This window comes from Elusimicrobiota bacterium (assembly GCA_041658405.1).
In the GTDB taxonomy this organism is placed as follows: domain Bacteria; phylum Elusimicrobiota; class UBA5214; order JBBAAG01; family JBBAAG01; genus JBBAAG01.
In genome coordinates, this window is sequence record JBBAAG010000038.1 from 1 (window position 1) to 18,010 (window position 18,010).

At 42.9% G+C, this 18,010-nt stretch carries 14 protein-coding genes; all 14 read left to right on the forward strand.

Features of this window, described 5'->3' with window-relative positions; translation table 11 throughout:
- On the forward strand, positions 1 to 2,480 hold a 2,480-nt coding region (locus tag WC955_07695), incomplete at its 5' end, for a T9SS type A sorting domain-containing protein (protein ID MFA5858935.1).
- Positions 2,481 to 2,603: 123 nt separating this feature from the next.
- The gene (locus tag WC955_07700) at positions 2,604 to 4,109 is read left to right on the forward strand and encodes a FecR family protein (GenBank protein ID MFA5858936.1); all 1,506 of its coding nucleotides are present in this window, start codon (positions 2,604 to 2,606) and stop codon (positions 4,107 to 4,109) included.
- Between the two features lie 85 nt (positions 4,110 to 4,194).
- The gene (locus WC955_07705; protein ID MFA5858937.1) at positions 4,195 to 4,461 is read left to right on the forward strand and encodes a hypothetical protein; all 267 of its coding nucleotides are present in this window, start codon (positions 4,195 to 4,197) and stop codon (positions 4,459 to 4,461) included.
- 20 nt (positions 4,462 to 4,481) lie between these two features.
- Positions 4,482 to 5,726 carry a hypothetical protein gene (locus WC955_07710; protein MFA5858938.1) on the forward strand — a complete coding sequence of 415 codons (1,245 nt, stop codon included), beginning with the start codon at positions 4,482 to 4,484 and terminating at the stop codon, positions 5,724 to 5,726.
- Between the two features lie 55 nt (positions 5,727 to 5,781).
- Positions 5,782 to 6,726 (forward strand): PorV/PorQ family protein, encoded by a 945-nt coding sequence (locus tag WC955_07715; GenBank protein ID MFA5858939.1) that lies wholly within the window; start codon positions 5,782 to 5,784, stop codon positions 6,724 to 6,726.
- A gap of 148 nt (positions 6,727 to 6,874) precedes the next feature.
- Positions 6,875 to 9,409, forward strand: coding sequence for a serine/threonine-protein kinase (locus WC955_07720; GenBank protein ID MFA5858940.1), 2,535 nt, complete (start codon positions 6,875 to 6,877; stop codon positions 9,407 to 9,409).
- Between the two features lie 23 nt (positions 9,410 to 9,432).
- Entirely contained in the window at positions 9,433 to 10,233 is an 801-nt protein-coding gene (locus WC955_07725; GenBank protein MFA5858941.1) for a Stp1/IreP family PP2C-type Ser/Thr phosphatase, read from the forward strand.
- Positions 10,234 to 10,259: 26 nt separating this feature from the next.
- Complete coding sequence (locus WC955_07730) at positions 10,260 to 11,003, forward strand: FHA domain-containing protein (protein MFA5858942.1); 744 nt, start codon at positions 10,260 to 10,262, stop codon at positions 11,001 to 11,003.
- A gap of 6 nt (positions 11,004 to 11,009) precedes the next feature.
- Positions 11,010 to 12,791: an adenylate/guanylate cyclase domain-containing protein gene (locus WC955_07735; protein ID MFA5858943.1), complete on the forward strand. Its 1,782-nt coding sequence runs from the start codon at positions 11,010 to 11,012 to the stop codon at positions 12,789 to 12,791.
- 40 nt (positions 12,792 to 12,831) lie between these two features.
- Positions 12,832 to 14,556, forward strand: a complete 1,725-nt coding sequence (locus WC955_07740) for an ATPase, T2SS/T4P/T4SS family (GenBank protein MFA5858944.1) — start codon at positions 12,832 to 12,834, stop codon at positions 14,554 to 14,556.
- A gap of 25 nt (positions 14,557 to 14,581) precedes the next feature.
- On the forward strand, positions 14,582 to 15,601 hold the full coding sequence (locus tag WC955_07745) for a GAF domain-containing protein (protein MFA5858945.1): 1,020 nt from the start codon (positions 14,582 to 14,584) through the stop codon (positions 15,599 to 15,601).
- A 10-nt stretch (positions 15,602 to 15,611) separates the two neighbouring features.
- A complete protein-coding gene (locus tag WC955_07750; protein MFA5858946.1) occupies positions 15,612 to 16,109 on the forward strand; it encodes a cyclic nucleotide-binding domain-containing protein in 498 nt (165 codons plus the stop codon).
- 27 nt (positions 16,110 to 16,136) lie between these two features.
- Positions 16,137 to 17,201, forward strand: a complete 1,065-nt coding sequence (locus WC955_07755; protein ID MFA5858947.1) for a type IV pilus twitching motility protein PilT — start codon at positions 16,137 to 16,139, stop codon at positions 17,199 to 17,201.
- Positions 17,201 to 17,896, forward strand: coding sequence for a DUF3307 domain-containing protein (locus tag WC955_07760; GenBank protein MFA5858948.1), 696 nt, complete (start codon positions 17,201 to 17,203; stop codon positions 17,894 to 17,896). The genes WC955_07755 and WC955_07760 overlap by 1 nt, the downstream gene beginning before the upstream one ends.
- The last annotated feature ends 114 nt before the right edge of the window (positions 17,897 to 18,010 follow it).

Consider the following 18,010-nt stretch of genomic DNA (forward strand, 5'->3'; position numbering starts at 1 on the left):
CAAGACAGATTGAAATTCCGCTGATTGACTTAACAATATTCCAGCCGTTGTCGTTGACAATGTCGCCTATCATAGTTGCAAAAGGTGCAACAGTGAAAGGGACCGTCCTCGATGCGGTGACCGGGTCTTCAGTAGGTAACAGTAATGTAAGGGTTCATATAGAAGCGCGGCCGTGGGTTGATGGTTCATCACGTGATACCGGGACAGGGTCAGGTGATGTCCAGATTTCTACCGGTATGTTCACGTTTAAGAACTTACCTGGTGGGACGTACATTCTTGATATTCAAACAAGGGTAGGGTCTGATGGTAAGGTTAACGGGAAAAATTATATCGCGTACTTTAAAGCTGGGATCGTAGTGCCGAATGAAGCAATAGAAGTGGATGTTGGGTCGGTAAAGCTTAAAGAAGGTGTAACGATCACAGGGAAAGTTGTGGATATGAGTGCAAAACCGTTGGCGAATATCAAAATAATGGCGAAACCTTCAGAGAAGATGGGTGAATCTATTGATTTAATTGCAACTACCAATGAATTTGGTGAGTATACCATTAACAGCATAAATCCTGATGTTAAGTATTGGGATGTTACTGCCGGTATACGTGATAGCGGTGATACATCAGTCTCGCGGTATGGCGCAGTAACTATGCGCTCTGTGATACAGGGGTCTAAAGATGTGAACTTCAAGCTTGAGGAAGCACCGGGAATTTTGCGTGGGCTAATCAAGATTGAAGAAGGGTATAGAATGATTACGCCTGTCTCCGGGTATGAAATACCGGGAGCGTTGGTATTGCTACAGAAAAAAGGTGTTGAATATAAAAACCCGATGGATGGTATCGAAACAGCGTCGAAACCGCCGAAGGATGTTGAAGAGTATAGCGTTGTTCATCAGGAAGCGGAGTTCGAGGTTAAAGGGTTGGTGCCAGGCGAATATATAATAAAGGTGTTCGTCAAAGGGTTGGCTACTGCAACGAAGGATATTACTGTCGTTGGTGGGATCAATAACTTGACTGAAGCGATCGAACTTAAGGGTGGCGGTACGGTGTTGGGTGGTATCTCTAAGACTAACGGGTCAAAGATTACGACTAATGATGCAACAATGGCAGTTGCAGTGTCTGAAGATTTTACAAAAATGGTGTTTGGGTACTTTACGGTTAACCAGACAACATTGGAAATCGATAGTTATACTATTACCGGGCTTGAACCCAGTGTAAAATATTTCATAGCGTTGTCACAGACAAACGGTGAAGTATTTGTTGCGCCGGGACAGGTTATGGTAAACTCAGCACGGGCTGTTGTGAGTAAGAATCTTACCTACCAGCCGCATCCGTTGAAGTTTAAGGTTAAGGCGTTTAGAAAGCAGCGTGGGAGAAATATTTCGTTCACGTTGACTATCCTTGCGTCTGCACCGTTAGTGGAAGGCGATCCTACGAAGCTTGATACACTGAAGGAAATCGTAACGTTATCTTCTCCGACAGTGCAGGAAGCGATTGATGCGTTCGATGTGATATCAATGTCGTTGGATAAACAGATGCTTGTCTGTACATACCTGCCTGGTGATGAGACGGAGTTCAGTATACGTACAAAAGGTACGGATGCTGAAGGTAATACGGGTGATGAAACTAGTACGTTCCCGATTGATATTAAGTCGAAGAACGAAGAAAAGTTTAACCCGATCTCCGGCGGCGAGGTTAAAGTCGGGGAAGGTAATACCAGCGGGATGTATATCCCTGCAGGCACATTTAACTCGACCGGGACCGTTACTGCTGAGGTTATCGTAGAATCTACCATAACTAATACAGGTAGCGCGGCGATTGCGAAGGCGTATATGGCAGCAAGTAATTTGCCTGGTGTGCAGGCAAGTGAAGTGTATAACATGCAGGTGAAGATTGTTAACGGGCCGTTAGCGAAATTAGCATCAGGGAAAACTGTGAAAGTTACTATTCAATATAGTACTTTGACCGTAACAAATACTGATCTTGCAAAGTTGTATGTCTATCAACTGAATAGTGATGGTAGCTGGTCGAAGGTTACTAATGGAATGAACATAGATACCGTGTCTAATACGATCAGTGTTGAATCCGGAGCGAATTCGTCAGGGAATGTTTCCGGGAAATTTGCAGCGTTTATAGGTTCTGCGCAAACTAGTGGCGGGGATGGCAGCGGGACGTATGCTGGGCCGTTTAAGACATACGTATATCCTAACCCGTTCAAGCCGGCAACTGATACTAATGCGAACATACGGTACTTCATACCTGCGGGTGAAACAAATCTTGAAGTAACAATCAAGATATTTAATATCGCGGGTGAATTAGTACGCGAGTTCGATAAAGTAACGCTTGTGGCTACGGGAGCGAATAACGGATATACAGCTACTTGGGATGGTACAAACCAGAAGAGCGAGAAAGTCGCCAGTGGTGTGTACATCTATAAGTTCAAAGCCGGGACGCATACTGATACAAAACGTATAGCGGTTATCCGCTAAGCATAAAGAAATGGGTTGTAGCGCATGGGAGTTAATATCTCCCGTGCGTTGCAACCGGTAAAAACGGTAATACGTTATATGTTGTTTGATATTAAAATGTATTAATACAGGAGGAATGAAGAGATGGGTATGAAAAAAGGAAGTCTTCTGATGAAGAGCTTCATTTGTATCAGTATTGTGGCGTTGAGTTTGTCGTTAGTTTCCGCGGCGGTAATAAGAAAAGTGGCAGTTGAGTCGCTTAGAGGCCAGGTGGAAACATCGCTCGCAGGGACAGAAATTTGGAAAGCATGCAAAACAGGTGCGATCCTGAATGAAACTGCTAAAATTCGTACTGGAGACAAATCTTTTGTAGTTCTTAAGATGGATGACGGGACAAAGGTAAGGCTCGCAGCGAATACTATATTTTCTATTAAAACCATGAAACCGGAAGTTCGGGAGTTTGAGCTTAACCGCGGGAATATGCGTGCGTGGGTGAAGAAGTTGACAAAAAACGAATCGTTTGCTACACGTACCCCTACGGCGGTATGCGCTGTGCGTGGTACGGAGTTTGAGATTGAAGTGGATGAGAATAATAAAACCCGGGTAAGTTTGTTAAGCGGGTTAGTGGCAGTACGGCATGTTAACGGTCTTGGAGAGGAAATTGTTGTACATCCTAATGAACGTATTGATGTCCTTCCTGACTTAATGCCGTCCGCACCAGAACCGATTTCAGCAGGTGGTAGCGGGTCACGGGGTGCGTTGGCGTTGAATTCTTCAGGTAAAGATGAGATGGCAACAGAAGTTGGGATGGATATGTCACGTGAACAGGTTCAGGCAGCTGCAGCGCAGGAAATGAAGATGGCGGAGTACCAGCAGGGAAAGTCGTTAATTGATGTTTTTGGTAAACGCGTGAGAGTTGAAGAGTATATTATCCGTCCTCAGGAAGATACTATGAAACTTGTTACGATGAATGAACGTGATAACAGGTTTGATTATTTTGTGTGGAAAGTGCAGTTTGACAAAGCTATACCGACGGATCTTACTGCGTCAACTAAATGGATAGGTTGGACGGAAGGTTCAGTATCGCCGGATTATTATGTCAAAACTAACGAGTGGAACGCAAGTAATACCGTTGATAAAGTTGAATCACAGTATTCTGGCGGGCATGTGGAAAACAGCGGCGGGACGTATAAGTTGTTGTTTAACAACTATTATTACAGAATTAATAATATTGATAAAATGACTTATGCACCTACCACCTCCGGAGCTAATATAACGTCAATGAATGATGTCACGTGGAAAGTTGCGGGTGGTGCATCGGCAGGGATGACAAATACTGCGTTTGAAACATGGTTTGGAGCAAATACGGAGTCAACAGTTTCAGCGGATAAGTTAAATGATTCTCTCAAAGTAACTTTTGCAGATAATACGTGGTCAAAGGAAGAGTATTATATTATTAATGATGAAGGTAAGGTCGGAGCACGGTCGGTGTTTTCCGGGTTGGCCGGGAATTCGTACAGAGATCAGTTGTTGAAGTGGAACCAGCAGTTGGTGATGACTTCATCAGAATTTACCGGGGTGGATAAAAAGATTGACCTTGTGGTAGAACCAAAGTTGTTTGTTGATGCGGGGTTAGTGGCAATACCGTAAGTATGTGGCAAAGATAAGTTATAAGGTTTATTTAATTTAAGTTTGTTGTTAGAAAATATTATAAAATAAAAGGCGGTGGTTATATATGTCACCTGTTAGTAGCGAAGAGTTGATCCGTGCGTTGTGGGCATTGGGTGATGAGTTAAGAAAGTCTATGGATAAAAATACTGTGCGGTTGGAAAGTTGTCTGCGTGAATTAAAGACTGAAGTTGAAGCTGTCAAGAAACAGCAGCAGGAGTTACGGAAGGTACAGGAGTTGGTCGATATTTTGTGTAACAACAATTTTGACGGCGATAGCGCTGATATGGCACGAAAAAACAAGATAACTGATTATGTGCGAAAAAGAGTTTAACAAGGGTGTTTCTAAAGAAAATGAAAGGTGTGAATGTGACAACAACTGGTAAAAGGGTACTTACATTTTTAGTGGCGTTAGTTTTTGTTTCATTAGCATCGGGTGTTGGAAATGCTAAGGTTGAGTTTATCCCGTTGGTTAACCTCAGCGTGTTTGGCGGGCAGTATTTTTTTGGGTCGGAACCTGGCAGTTTCGGTGGGAATCTGAACCTGGATGTTACGCCTGCGGTGAAGTTCGGGGAGTCCAGTGCATTGTTACCGTCTTACTACGGCGGGTATCGCGGGGTAAAAGATGTCACTGATCTCGTAGGGGGAGGGACTCTTACACAGCAATCGCAGGATCATACGTTGTCATTTAAGTATATTCAAAAACTGGGGAAGGATTATAAAGCTAAAGTTAAACTAGGATATAGAACTGAACTTTTCCGTGAGACACTGGATGAAACATGGACTAAAGGGTTGTTTGATTATAACAAAACATCGTTTGGTGTTGAAGGTGAACGGTTGAACCTTGGTACTGTAAAAAATGTTTTGTTAGGTATCGGATATTTTGGTTTTAATTTCCCGAACTATCAGTCGTTGGCCGAAGAAAAGTATGGGCAGGAGTTGTCCGGGAAGATAGGTAAGGATGTTTTGAACTTTACAGCAGTCGAAGTGTATGTCAACAGTGAAATGAAGTTCAGCGAGAGTTTAGATGCGCGGGTTATGTATAACCTTACAAGTAAAAGTTTTGGGGATCAGAAAATTATTAATGACGGGCCGGCGTATAGTACCAGCCTGCGGCAGGATTTGACTCAGGTTGTTGACGGGTTGGCATCGTATTCTGTTACTGGGATGGAAGCTATGAAGATGTCAGTCGGGTTGACACTGCAGGGTGTGTTTAATAGTTCTAACCAAAATCATTATGATGCTACCCGTACAAAGTTTGTACCGGGATATTATGATTATTTGGATTTAAAAATCGGGCCGGTGTTGAGTGTGGGATTAACATCAATGCCGTTGACTGCTACTGTGTTATACAGTTTTGCGAATCGCGCGTATTCCAGCCGGTTTGTACAAGACGTTGCCGGGACGTACGGGACTGACAAAACTGCGGTACAGACTAATGTGTTGAGGTTAGGGGTTGAGTATGGAATCACAAAGTCGTTGAAGGTAAGTTTATTAGTAAATTATTTGAACAGCGGGTCAAATATGAAGTATGAGCAGGTTTATAAATATAATTATTCATCTGTTAATTATTTTCTTGGATTGCGGTGGGAGTATTAATTTTAGCAAAAAAAGTATTTGATATATATTTTCCCTAAAGGAGGGTAAAAGTGTAATGAACAGAAAAATTTTGGCAGTGGTGATGGCGTTAGTGGTTGCTGGGTTTGCCGTTGGGAATGTTTTTGCGGCACGGGATAAGATCGGGACTACGGTGTCATTTTTGAAGCTTGGCGCTGGAGTAAAACCATTGGCGATGGGTAGTGCGTATGCGGGTATCGCTAATGATGTTAACTCGATTTATTGGAACCCTGCGGGGTTGGCGGGTATGCAGAAAAAAGAAATTACTGCAATGTATAACCTTATGTATCAAGGTGTTGATTTCAGTGATATGGGGTATGGTTATATTGCAGCAGGTATACCCTTGGGTAAATTAGGGACGGTTGGGTATGCATTAAACTATTTCACCGCGGGAAGTATTGAAAAACGGTTAACGGATACGACGGATGCTGCCGGGACGTTTAGCGCGAGTTATATGTCCAATACTTTGGGGTATGGTATCGCGTTGGGTAATCTTGAGTTAGGGCTTGGGTTGAAGTTTATTAATGGTACTATAGACAGTACTGCTAGTAATTTAGCGATCGGCGCAGATCTTGGTGTTATGTACAACTTTAATTCTAGTTTAGGGCTTGGATTAGCAATACAAAACCTTGGAACACCGTTGAAGTTCGCGGCTTCAGAAGATCCTTTACCTTTGAATATTAAGCTCGGGGTGGGGTATAAAACCGGGAAGTTAAGCGCCGGGGTTGATGTTAATGTTCCAACGGATAATGATGTTAATTTCGCGCTTGGTGCAGAGTATGCATTAGCATTTGGGTCAATATCCTTGCCGTTACGGTTAGGGTTTAATACAGCCAGGATGCAGGATTTGGGTGCGATGAGCGGGTTAAGTTTAGGGCTTGGAGTTGGAATCAATGATATGCTGTGTTTTGACCTTGCGTGGTTGCCTCAGGGTGATCAGTTAGGGAATACGTATAGTATTGCGTTGACGTTTAAATTTTAAATAACTGTAAGACGGTATTTTTGAGTAAAAAAAAGAACTTCGGGTAATGCCCGGGGTTCTTTTTTATTATGATTTTAGGTTTGACTCACTGTTTAAATGTGTATATAATAAACAATATATATGTTATTAATGATAATGAGTTATTTATATGGCAAATAAGAAAAATACGTTTTTCTCAGATTTTTTAACAGGTTTTATCATCTCTGTTATTCTATTAGTGGCATACTTCCTGCAATTAGGAGTATTTGAAGTACTAGAGAATAAAATTTACGATTTCCGTGCATTATTAAGGCAGTCAAAAAAGCCGGGGGATGCTGTTGTTATTGTTGCGATTGATGATTCTAGCATTTCAAGTATCGGGCGTTGGCCATGGCCAAGATCCGTTATGGCGGATATTATCAGTAAAATATCAGAAGGACAGCCGAAAATCATTGGGTTGAGCATATTATACTCAGAACCAGAAGAAAGTCCGGGCTTGGATATGTTCCGGGAGTTGAAACAAAAATATTTCGCAATGCTTACGGATCCAACAACTAAAAGAAGCGGTGCAGCAAAAGTGTACCAGACTGTGTTACAGGATCTTAGTGCAGCGGAACAAGGGCTGGATAGCGATGCAATTCTAGAGAATACTTTTCTTGCGTGTCAAAACGTTATCTTGCCGATGTACTTTTCTGTTCAGGTGCCGGATGTTAGGGATAAAGATGAACAGCCATTGTTGTCCTCCAGTACTCTTTTGGGATTGAATTCTTTTGCAGGAAACGAGAATATCCCCGAGGGGTACTATCCTTCATTACCGCTTGAACCATTCGCGCTTGCGGCGGTGGGGCTTGGGCATGTGAATTCGTTTAATGATATTGACGGTGTATTGCGCAGAGAATCGCTGGTTATTAAACACATTAATAAGTTATATCCCTCATTTGCATTGCAGTTGGCAAGTGTTTTCTTGGATACAAATATTTCGGATATTAAACTTAACAAAAGTAATGAGTTGGTTGTAGGGAAGTCTGATATTCCTATAGATAAAAAGTTCGATATGATGATCAATTTTGTGGGGCCTGCGCAGTCATTCAAGTACTTTTCAGTGGTTGAAATACTGAAAGGAAATGTGCCGGTAGAGGCGTTCAAGGATAGAATTGTATTAATTGGCAGTATGGCAACTGGAATAGCTTCTCTAAATACAGTGCCTGTGGGAAGTAATTATCCGTCTATCGAAGTAACGGCGAATGTTTTACAGAATATTATTGCAAAACGGTTTATCTTACGGCCAAAATGGGCTGTGACTGTAGAGATAGTTACGCTGGTTCTCTGCGCATTATTCGTGATGCTCTTGCTTCCTAGGTTGAAAGCGCAATGGGGTGCAATATTGGCATCTGTGTTGATGATAATCATTATTGGTACCGGAACATATCTTTTTGCGGCAAATGGCTATTGGATAAAGATAATGTATTCCACAATGTTGTTGATGCTTGGGTATATCGTTATCGTATCAAAACGGTTCTTGTTCACTGAAAAACGTAAGGAGTTGGTAGAGGCTGAATCTATCGAAACTAATAAGATGTTGGGTTTGTCGTTCCAGGGACAGGGTATGCTGGATTTAGCATTTGATAAGTTTAGTAAGTGTCCGCTGGATGATCAGATGAAGGATTTGTTGTATAACCTCGCACTGGATTTTGAGCGTAAACGCCAGTTGAATAAAGCTATTGCTGTGTATGAACATATAGCGAATGTCGATCCGAACTTCAAGGATGTCAAAGCAAGGATTGACGGTGCAAAAAATATGGCGCCGGTTATGTCCTTGGGCGGTGCGGCTAAAGCTGATGGTACCGTAATGATTTCTGGTGCGGGACAAAAACCTACCCTCGGCAGGTATGAGATTGAGAAAGAACTTGGGCGGGGCGCTATGGGTATTGTGTATCTCGGGAAAGATCCTAAAATTAATCGTATGGTTGCGATTAAAACATTGAAGTTTGATGATGATGTGAGTGAAGAACAAATGAAGGCGGTTAAGGAACGGTTCTTCCGTGAAGCTGAGTCCGCGGGAAAGTTGTCTCACCCCAATATCATCCGTGTGTTTGATGCGGGGGATGATATGGATGTATCGTATATCGCAATGGAACTCCTGGATGGTAGTGATTTCAAGCAGTACTGCGAGAAAGATAAACTTTTGCCAATTCCTGAGGTAATTGATATAATAATTAAGGTTGCGGATGCGTTAGATTATGCGCATGCCGAAGGCGTTATACACCGGGATATTAAACCGGCAAATATTATGACATTGAAGGCTGGCGGTATACGCGTGACAGATTTTGGTATCGCGCGGATAACAGCATCGTCAAAAACACAAACCGGGACCGTGCTTGGTACCCCGAGTTATATGTCACCGGAACAGATTTCCGGGAAGAAAGTTGATGGAAGGTCGGATTTGTTCTCGTTAGGAGTAATGTTCTATGAGATGCTGGTTGGGAAGAAACCGTTTGAAGGTGATAGTATTGGGACATTGTTGTATCAGATAGTAAATGAAAAACATCCGTCTTCGCGGGCTGCTAATCCCAATATACCGGAATACGTCGAGAAAGTTATTGATAAGATGCTTGAGAAAAATGCAGATAACAGGTATAGCCGCGGGAAAGAAATTGTTGCGGACCTTAAGCAGTGTTTAGCTTTAATGAATACAAGTAAATAGTTTAATATAGAAGGAAATCTAAAGTGTTAAAAGTTATTGGGTTTGGCCAGTCTGATAAAGGGCAGAAACGGCAGAATAATGAAGATAATTTGTTTTACGAGCAGGAGATAGGGTTTTATATGGTTGCCGATGGAATGGGCGGCCATGCATCCGGTGAGATCGCGAGTAAAATCGCGGTGGATGTAATCTCCCAGCAAGTGAAGCAGTGTTTATCAACCGGGAAAGTGGCAAACCTCGGTCCTATGAATCCTAATTGGTCAATACGCACAAAATATCTTGTGCAAAGTGTTTATATGGCTAACCAGGTTATCTTTGAAGCAGCGTCCAAGTATCCACAGGATTATGGTATGGGCACAACAGTTGTTACGGTGTTGTTGCATGAGGATAATAAATTTACTGTTGCGCATGTAGGGGATAGTAGATTATATATGGTGCGTGATGGAAAACTCTCGCAGGTTACTACAGATCATTCCTATGTTGAAGAACAGGTTAGACGCGGGTTGTTGACGCCGGAACAGGCGAAGACCGCGGAAAATAAAAATATACTTACCCGCGCACTGGGGACTGAGAAAACTGTTAAGGTTGATATTCAGGAGTTGGAATTAAAAGAGAATGATGTTTATATGCTCTGTACCGACGGGCTTGACCGTATGGTGCCGGATGAGGATATAGAAAAAATTATTTTGGAGAAAAAAGAGCCGCCGGTGATTGCTAAAAGTCTGATTGATAAAGCCAATGCTAATGGCGGAGTAGATAATGTGACAGTTGTGTGTATGAAGGTTGAACCGACAAAGATGGGTTGGTTCGGAAAAATGTTTAGATAATATATTATTGAGGAATTAATAAAGTTATGCCAAAGCTTATCTTGAAGTTCGGGCCGGCGGTGATAAAGGAGTATCCGGTAGATAAAGATATTATTACAATCGGGCGCAAGCCGGATAATGATTTGGTGATTGAACACCAGGCGGTCTCCGGGCATCATGCAAGGTTATTGAAACAAGCCGGGATGTATATGATTGAAGATCTAAGCAGTACCAACGGTACTTTTGTTAATGGTAAAAAAATCTTGAATGCGTATCTCCGGAGTGGTAATGAAGTTTTGGTGGCAACACATACGTTAGTGTTTATAGATGACGCTCAACCTGCGGGTGAAGTGGCAGCGGTGTCAGAACAGTCGGTAGCTGCAGCAGTGCCGACTCCTCCGCCTCCGCGTCCTTCTGTACCGCCGCCGGTACCTCCTGCGCCTGCAGCAAGGACTAGTGTTCCAGCGGAACCCGTTACCGCGGTGGCTGGTGCTGGAAAAGCGTTGATAAGAATTGTTGAAGGAATTGTAGATATAACGGAGTTTAAGCTTACCGGTTCACTTACTTATATCGGTACAAACGAACAAGCAGTGATCAAAATTAAAGGTGGTCTTTTTGCTCCGCCTCTTGCTGCTGCTATTATTAAACGTCCGGAAGGATTTTTGTTTAAAGCTATAAAAGAAGGATATCCAAAAGTTAACGGTAAAACAGTTAAGGATGAACAGATACTTGCTTCCGGTGATATGATAGAATGCGGAAGTACTAAGATGACATTTATGGAGAAAGAATAAATTGTAATGTTTAAAAACTTATTTAAAAACAAAACTCAGTTTGTCGGGTTTATCATCTGCAGCATTATCGGACTGGCTGTATTGCTGGTGTATGTCCAACCGTTCTTGAATAACCACTTATTGCTTCCTCTGGAACGCGGGTTGTATGATGTCCGGTTCAAGCTCAGAGGGCGTATTCCTACAACAAAAAAGGTTGTTGTTGTGGATATTAATGAAGAAACTTTGGAGCGCCTCGGGAGATGGCCGTTCCCCAGGTATTTTCATGCAAAAATAGTTGATAATCTTGTAAAAAGCGGGGCAAAAACTATTGCGTTCGATATTTTGTTTACCGAGCCGGAACGCGATAATGCGTGGTCTGATCAAAAACTTGCTGACTCAGCAAAAAGGTCAAAATGTGTGATACAAAATTCGTTTATTGACTATAACTTTGACCCGCCGAAGATTACACTACCGATACCGGTACTGAAGAAATCAGCGGCTGAGGTCGGGATTGCTAATGCGTTCCCGCAGACGGATGGCGTGGTACGCGCATTACCGCCACTGTGCGAGGTTGATGGTAAGTATTATCCGCATCTGTCATTTGCTACGGCTTCACATTATCTGGGTAAGAATTGTATGGATATGTATAACGAATTGCCGTTAACACGGGATGGCGAGGTTTTGGTTAATTACCTCGGGCCGTTTAAAACAGTAGAGTTTGTGCCGTACTGGCAGGTTTATATGAAACAAATTGAACCTGAACATTTTAAGGATAAGATTGTTATTATCGGAGCAACGGCTACCGGGTTGTATGACCATCACCCTCAACCGTTTTCACCGCATTTCCCGGGGGTTGAAATACAGGCGACGTTGGTGGAGAATTTTATTACCAACTCTTTTATTCATCAGGTGCCGGGAATTTATACGGTATTAAGCATAATTTTATTGACATTGCTATGCGGATTCACGTTGCCGATTTTGAAAACACAAATTAGTACCGTAGCTGCGCCGTTGTATTTTCTTGCGTTCTTTTTGATTGGTTTAGGGGTATTCAACGCGCGGTATTGGTTTGAACTTGCGCCTGGATGTGTAATTATTTTGTTGAGTTATGTTGCTGTTATTGGGTATCGGTTGATCACCGAGGAAAAAGAAAAGAAAAGAATACGGCAAACATTTGGGACATATGTGTCACCACAGGTGTTAAACTTTGTATTGTCAAATCCTCCGTCGTTAGGTGGTGCCCGGCAGAAGGTTACGATATTTTTTTCGGATATCAGGGCATTCACTAGCTGGACTGAGACTACAAAAGCAGAAGAAGTGGTTACGTTGTTGAACGAGTACCTCACAAAAATGACGGATATTGTGTTTCAGCATAACGGGACAGTGGATAAGTTTATTGGTGACGCAATCATGGCGTTTTGGGGTGCACCGTTGCCGCAGGAAGACCATGCGTTTCGTGCGGTATCATGCGCGATTGATATGATAGTAGAGCTTAAGAAGTTCCAGGAAGAATTAAGGCGTACGAATAGGTATGTTATTGATATAGGTATTGGGATTAATACCGGTGACGCAATTGTTGGAAATATGGGTTCAAATAGAAGAATGGATTATACTGTAATAGGTGATAGCGTAAATTTGGCAGCACGGTTGGAACCGTTGAACAGAAAATATGATACGCATGTTATTATAGGTTCGACGACGTATGAGTTGGTGAAAGATAGGATTATTACACGTGAAATCGATAAGGTTAAGGTTAAGGGTAAAGATATTGAACAGATTATTTACGAAGCGGTCGGGTATAAAAAGTAGTTGAGGCCAAGAATCAGGTTTATATAAAAAGAGGAAAGCGATGGCAGACGTAAAACCGCAGGTTAGAAAGAAAACGTTAGAAACTATTTTAACGGACCGCGGGTTTGTTGACGCTGAAAAACTTGCGCAAGCACAAAAAATGGCAAAAGAAGGGCAGTTGCCATTACAACAGGTTATCATAAATCAGGGATGGGCAAAGAAAACTGATATGTTGCTTGCGTTGTCACAGGAGTGGGGTGTTAAGGCAATTGATTTATCAGAGATTGAAGTTGACCAGGATGTTGTAAAAATTGTACCTGAAGCTGCAGCGCGAAGGCAGCATGTGTTGCCGTTTGCCAAGGAAGAAAATGTTATGTATGTCGCGATGACGGATCCTCGCGATTTTTTTGTTGTTGAAGATATACGGTTACGGACAGGGTTTGATGTTCAGGCATATCTTGCTTTACCGGGTGATATTGAGGATGTATTAAATAAAGTTTACGGCCAGGCGATGCTCAGTAAGATTACGGCGTCTATAAAAACTGATGATCAGGTTCAGGTTATACAGGAAACAAAGGAAGAGTCGCGGGTTGATATTACCGATATAGAAGTTGATACCCCGGAAGTTGAGAAGATGGTCAACGCGGTTTTGCTTGGAGCGTTGGAGCTTAAAGCGTCAGATATTCATATTGAACCGTTTGAAGCTAAGATAATTACGCGGTACCGTATCGACGGTGTTCTTCAGGAAGCGCCGTTCCAGCCGCCACTGGCGTATCGTAATGCTTTGATTTCTAAACTAAAGATTATGACGCAGTCGATGGATATAACTGAACGCCGCCGTCCGCAGGACGGGCGTATACGGTTGAACGCAGGGAATAGGCCTATCGAATTGCGTGTAAATATTCTTCCTACCGTTTTTGGTGAGTCGTGTTGTATGCGTATACTTGACCGCAGTTCTATCCGCGTAGAACTTCATCAGTTGGGTTTTTTGCCGGATACGCTGGAACGTATTATGGCATCGGTGGGTAAGCCGAACGGTATCATACTTGTTACTGGCCCGACGGGTAGCGGTAAATCAACTACGTTGTACGCTGTGCTTAATGCTGTTAATACGCCGGATACTAAAATTTTGACTGCAGAAAACCCGGTGGAGTACAACCTCGAAGGGGTGGTGCAGGTTAATGTTAATCAGGAAATCGGGTTTGACTTCTCTGCGGCATTACGCGCGTTTTTGAGGCAGGATCCTGATATCATAATGGTCGGTGAAATCCGTGATAAAGAAACCGCTACTATCGCTATGGAAGCGGCAATGACCGGGCATTTGGTGTTCTCTACTTTGCATACAAACGATGCGCCAACTGCTATCGGTAGGTTGGCGGATATGGGTGTATTGCCGTTTTTGATTGCATCAACACTGGAAGGTGTGCTTGCGCAGAGGTTGGTGCGGCGTGTGTGTAAGGAATGTAAAGAACCTGCACCAATGACGGATGATGTTGCAAAAGTTTTGACTGAAGCAGGGCTTGACCCAGGTCAGGCAAAGTTGGTACGCGGGAAAGGATGTCCTGTTTGTAATAATACGGGATACAAAGGGCGCGCGGGGATACATGAGTTTTTATATATGGATGATATGCTGCGGTCGTTGATTTTGAAAGAAGTAGCGACGGGACCGGTTAAGGAACTGGCAATCAAGAACGGTATGAGGTCATTGTATAATGACGGGTTGATTAAAGCCGCGCAAGGTGTTACTACTATAGATGAAATTTTGCGTGCAGCTAAAGTAGACTAAGTTTTAGATTAGGAGAAATGGATATATGGAACGAGAAGTTTTAGACGGGTTTTTTGAAATCGCTAAAACTATTAGCGCTAGTTTAGACCTCGATACTATTTTGAAAAAAATAGGGTTGGCGGCTGAACAAGTGACGGATTCTGAAGCGTCATCTATTATGTTGTTGGAAGATGATAAACAGCATCTGTATTTTAAATCAGCATCCGGAGAAAAAAGCGGTGTACTGAAAAAGTTTAAAATTCCTATCTCCAGCGGTATTGCAGGTTGGGTGGCAAGTAACCGGGAATCGGTGATTGTTGCGGATGCACAAAATGATGCGCGGTTTTTTAAGAAAGCTGATGATAGTTCAGGGTTTATCACACGGTCAATCCTTTGTGTTCCAATGATTGTGGGGAATGAACTTATTGGCGTAGCTGAGGTGTTAAACAAAAAAACAGGGACTTATACTCAAGAGGATAAGGAAACGTTAGAGAACCTTGCTAATTTCGCGGCGGTAGTGCTTAGTAACGCAAAGTATGCGGAAGCACAGCGTAACTTTTTTGTTAATATCATGGAAATCCTTGCATCGGCAAGTGAGTCGCGTGATCCTCGGTTGGCAGGGCATAACTGGCGGGTTGCACAACGGTCATTAGCGGTTGCGCGGGAGTTTGGGATGGATCAAAAAGAGTATCAGGATCTTTATTACGCTGCGTTGCTGCATGATATAGGATTCCTTGCGCCGGGTGATCTTTCGTTACGCGAGAGAAAACATCCGGTACTTGGAGCGGAGATGATAAAGGATATTAGTTCGCTAAGCGGGGCCGTCCCTGTGATAAGGTATCATGAAGATAGGTATGACGGTATGGGTAGTGATCCCGAAGGGCCAATAGGTGAGAAGGTGCCGTTGGGTGCAAGGATTGTCGGTACTGTAGAGTATTACGAAAAAAGGTTATTAGAAGGCGAAACACCGGATAAAATTGTTGAAGAAATACAGTCCGGTGCGGGAACTAAGTTTGATCCGCAGGTAGCAAAAGTTTTTACTGAACAAATTAAGATGGAGATATAAAAACTGGTTTATGGGAAATTTTATTTCAGTATTGACACAGGGAATGTCGAGTAAGGAAGAAAAGGATATTATTGCTTTCTTATCAAAACACGGTGAACTTGGCAAACTTCAGCCAAAAGACCGTGTGGTGCTAGCTAAACTTGTGGAACTGCGTAAAGTTGTCAAAGGTGCTGTTGTTTTTAAGGAAGGTGATACCGGTGAGGAAATGTTCCTGGTTAAAACCGGGGCAGTGAAGATTTATAAGATGAGCTTGCTGGGTGAGCGCGTATTGACAACTGTTAATCCCGGCGGGTTTTTTGGTGAGATGGCATTGATTGATAAGTCACCGCGGTCGGCTTATGCCAAGGTGGAGGTTGATACTGAACTTCTGGTAATCGGGCAGAGGAAGTATGAAGAAGTTAAGAAAATGAATCCTTCAATCGCAATTGGGTTGATGGAAATACTGCTGCAAAGTTTTACAGTTAGGTTAAGGGATGTTACACAAAAAATTTTGGGTGTAATGGGATAGTAAAGAAAATAAAGGAAATATGCGGAAATGATAATAGATGATCTTTTGAGGATGATGTTAGATAAGAAAGCGTCTGACTTGCATCTTAAAGCCGGACGGAATCCTATCCTGCGTATTCATGGTGAATTAATACCGCAGACAGATCTTCCTGAGTTAAGTAATGACGATATCCGCGGGTTGGTCGGGCAGATGGTTACCGACGAGCATAAGGTTAGGTTTGACCGTGACCGCGAACTGGATTTAGCGTATACCCTGCAGGGATCTGCAAGGTTCAGGGTTAATGTTTTGATGCAGCGCGAAAAAATCGGGAGTGTGATACGTGTTATCCCGTGGAAAATACCGACACTCGAAGAAATGAAGTTTCCGCCGATACTTGCGGACCTGGCATTAAAACCTCGAGGGTTGGTGCTTGTAACTGGCCCTACCGGCAGCGGGAAGTCTACTACTCTCGCGGCAATGTTGAATCATATCAACGTAAATGAAGCGTGTCATATTTTGACAGTGGAAGATCCTATTGAGTTTGTGCATCAGGATAAAAAAAGTGTGTTCAACCAGCGTGAGCTCGGGACGGATACCCTTTCATTTTCAGCGTCGTTAAAGCATGCGTTACGGCAGGATCCTGATGTCATACTGGTCGGTGAAATGCGTGACCCTGAAACTATACAGTTAGCGATTACCGCAGCGGAAACCGGGCATATGGTGTTCTCAACGTTGCATACAACCGGTGCGGCACAGACGATTGACCGCGTGATTGACGTGTTCTCTCCAGAACAGCAGCCGCAGATACGTACACAGCTTGCTGGGTTGCTTGAAGGTGTGGTTTCTCAAACCTTACTTGCGAAGTCGGATGGCAGCGGGCGCGCGTGTGCAATGGAAATTATGATATGCACACCGGCTATACGTAACCTTATACGTGAAGGGAAAATTTATCAAATACCGTCGACTATGCAGACTGGTGTGTCAATGGGTATGCAAACGCTGGATAGTGCCTTAAAAGCGTTGTATGAGAAACGTATTGTTTCTTTTGAGGAAGCTGCATCAAAAGCGACTAATCCTGAAGCTTTCCGTGCAGCAGTAGAAAAAGGGAAGTAATGGAAATATTTTGGCGGTTACTTCTCGCACATATGCTTGGCGATTTTACATTACAGACTAACCGTATTGCTGTATGGAAACGCGAAAGCGTGTGGGGTATGCTTGCGCATTCATCAATCTTTCTTATAGCCGGGTATGTTTTTACCTGGAATTATCTTAATGACACATGGTTTTCTTTTAGAAGTGTTGAACTGCATGGGTGGGAGTGTATTGTTATCATCACTGTCCTTCATTTTCTTGAGGATCAATGGAGAGTGTATTCAATTCAAAAGTTTGGGATGCCCGATAATCTTGCGTTATTCTTGTGGGATCAGTTTATACATATAAGTTTGATCTACGTATTCTCTCCTGTGCATGTGAGCGTATTTTTGAACCCGTGGCCTATCATAGGTGTGTTGGCAATCATGGCAACGCATTTTATGGCAATTTTGGTTTTTTATATCGAGATGGATGCTAAGAAAGGAAATGGCGCGCTTCATAAAGTCAGGAAACATTGGACAATGGCGGTTAGGTTGGTTCTCATGGCTATGTGTTTGCTTCCAGGGATATCGTGGTTTTTGGTATTGCCCGTTGCGGGATTTACCGGGTACTTTTTTCAGTATAAAAAACAAAACTATGGGTTGATTGATACTGTGCTGGGTAATGGGATTGCGGTTGTTTGCGGGATTACGACACGGTTGTTGTTGAAGTGGTAGTATAAAAAAAGTGCTTGACGCCGGATTATTTTTTATCTAACATATATCTACACAAAAAAGTGTCCTTTGCTCATGTTACGCAAGCATATGCGTTTTAATGTGAGCTATGGTAGC

Coding starts and splice junctions, on each gene's coding strand:
- WC955_07700 (MFA5858936.1), top strand. CDS start 2,604: ATGGGTATGAAAAAAGGAAGTCTTCTGATGAAGAGCTTCATTTGTATC.
- WC955_07705 (MFA5858937.1), top strand. CDS start 4,195: ATGTCACCTGTTAGTAGCGAAGAGTTGATCCGTGCGTTGTGGGCATTG.
- WC955_07710 (MFA5858938.1), top strand. CDS start 4,482: ATGAAAGGTGTGAATGTGACAACAACTGGTAAAAGGGTACTTACATTT.
- WC955_07715 (MFA5858939.1), top strand. CDS start 5,782: ATGAACAGAAAAATTTTGGCAGTGGTGATGGCGTTAGTGGTTGCTGGG.
- WC955_07720 (MFA5858940.1), top strand. CDS start 6,875: ATGGCAAATAAGAAAAATACGTTTTTCTCAGATTTTTTAACAGGTTTT.
- WC955_07730 (MFA5858942.1), top strand. CDS start 10,260: ATGCCAAAGCTTATCTTGAAGTTCGGGCCGGCGGTGATAAAGGAGTAT.
- WC955_07735 (MFA5858943.1), top strand. CDS start 11,010: ATGTTTAAAAACTTATTTAAAAACAAAACTCAGTTTGTCGGGTTTATC.
- WC955_07740 (MFA5858944.1), top strand. CDS start 12,832: ATGGCAGACGTAAAACCGCAGGTTAGAAAGAAAACGTTAGAAACTATT.
- WC955_07745 (MFA5858945.1), top strand. CDS start 14,582: ATGGAACGAGAAGTTTTAGACGGGTTTTTTGAAATCGCTAAAACTATT.
- WC955_07750 (MFA5858946.1), top strand. CDS start 15,612: ATGGGAAATTTTATTTCAGTATTGACACAGGGAATGTCGAGTAAGGAA.
- WC955_07755 (MFA5858947.1), top strand. CDS start 16,137: ATGATAATAGATGATCTTTTGAGGATGATGTTAGATAAGAAAGCGTCT.
- WC955_07760 (MFA5858948.1), top strand. CDS start 17,201: ATGGAAATATTTTGGCGGTTACTTCTCGCACATATGCTTGGCGATTTT.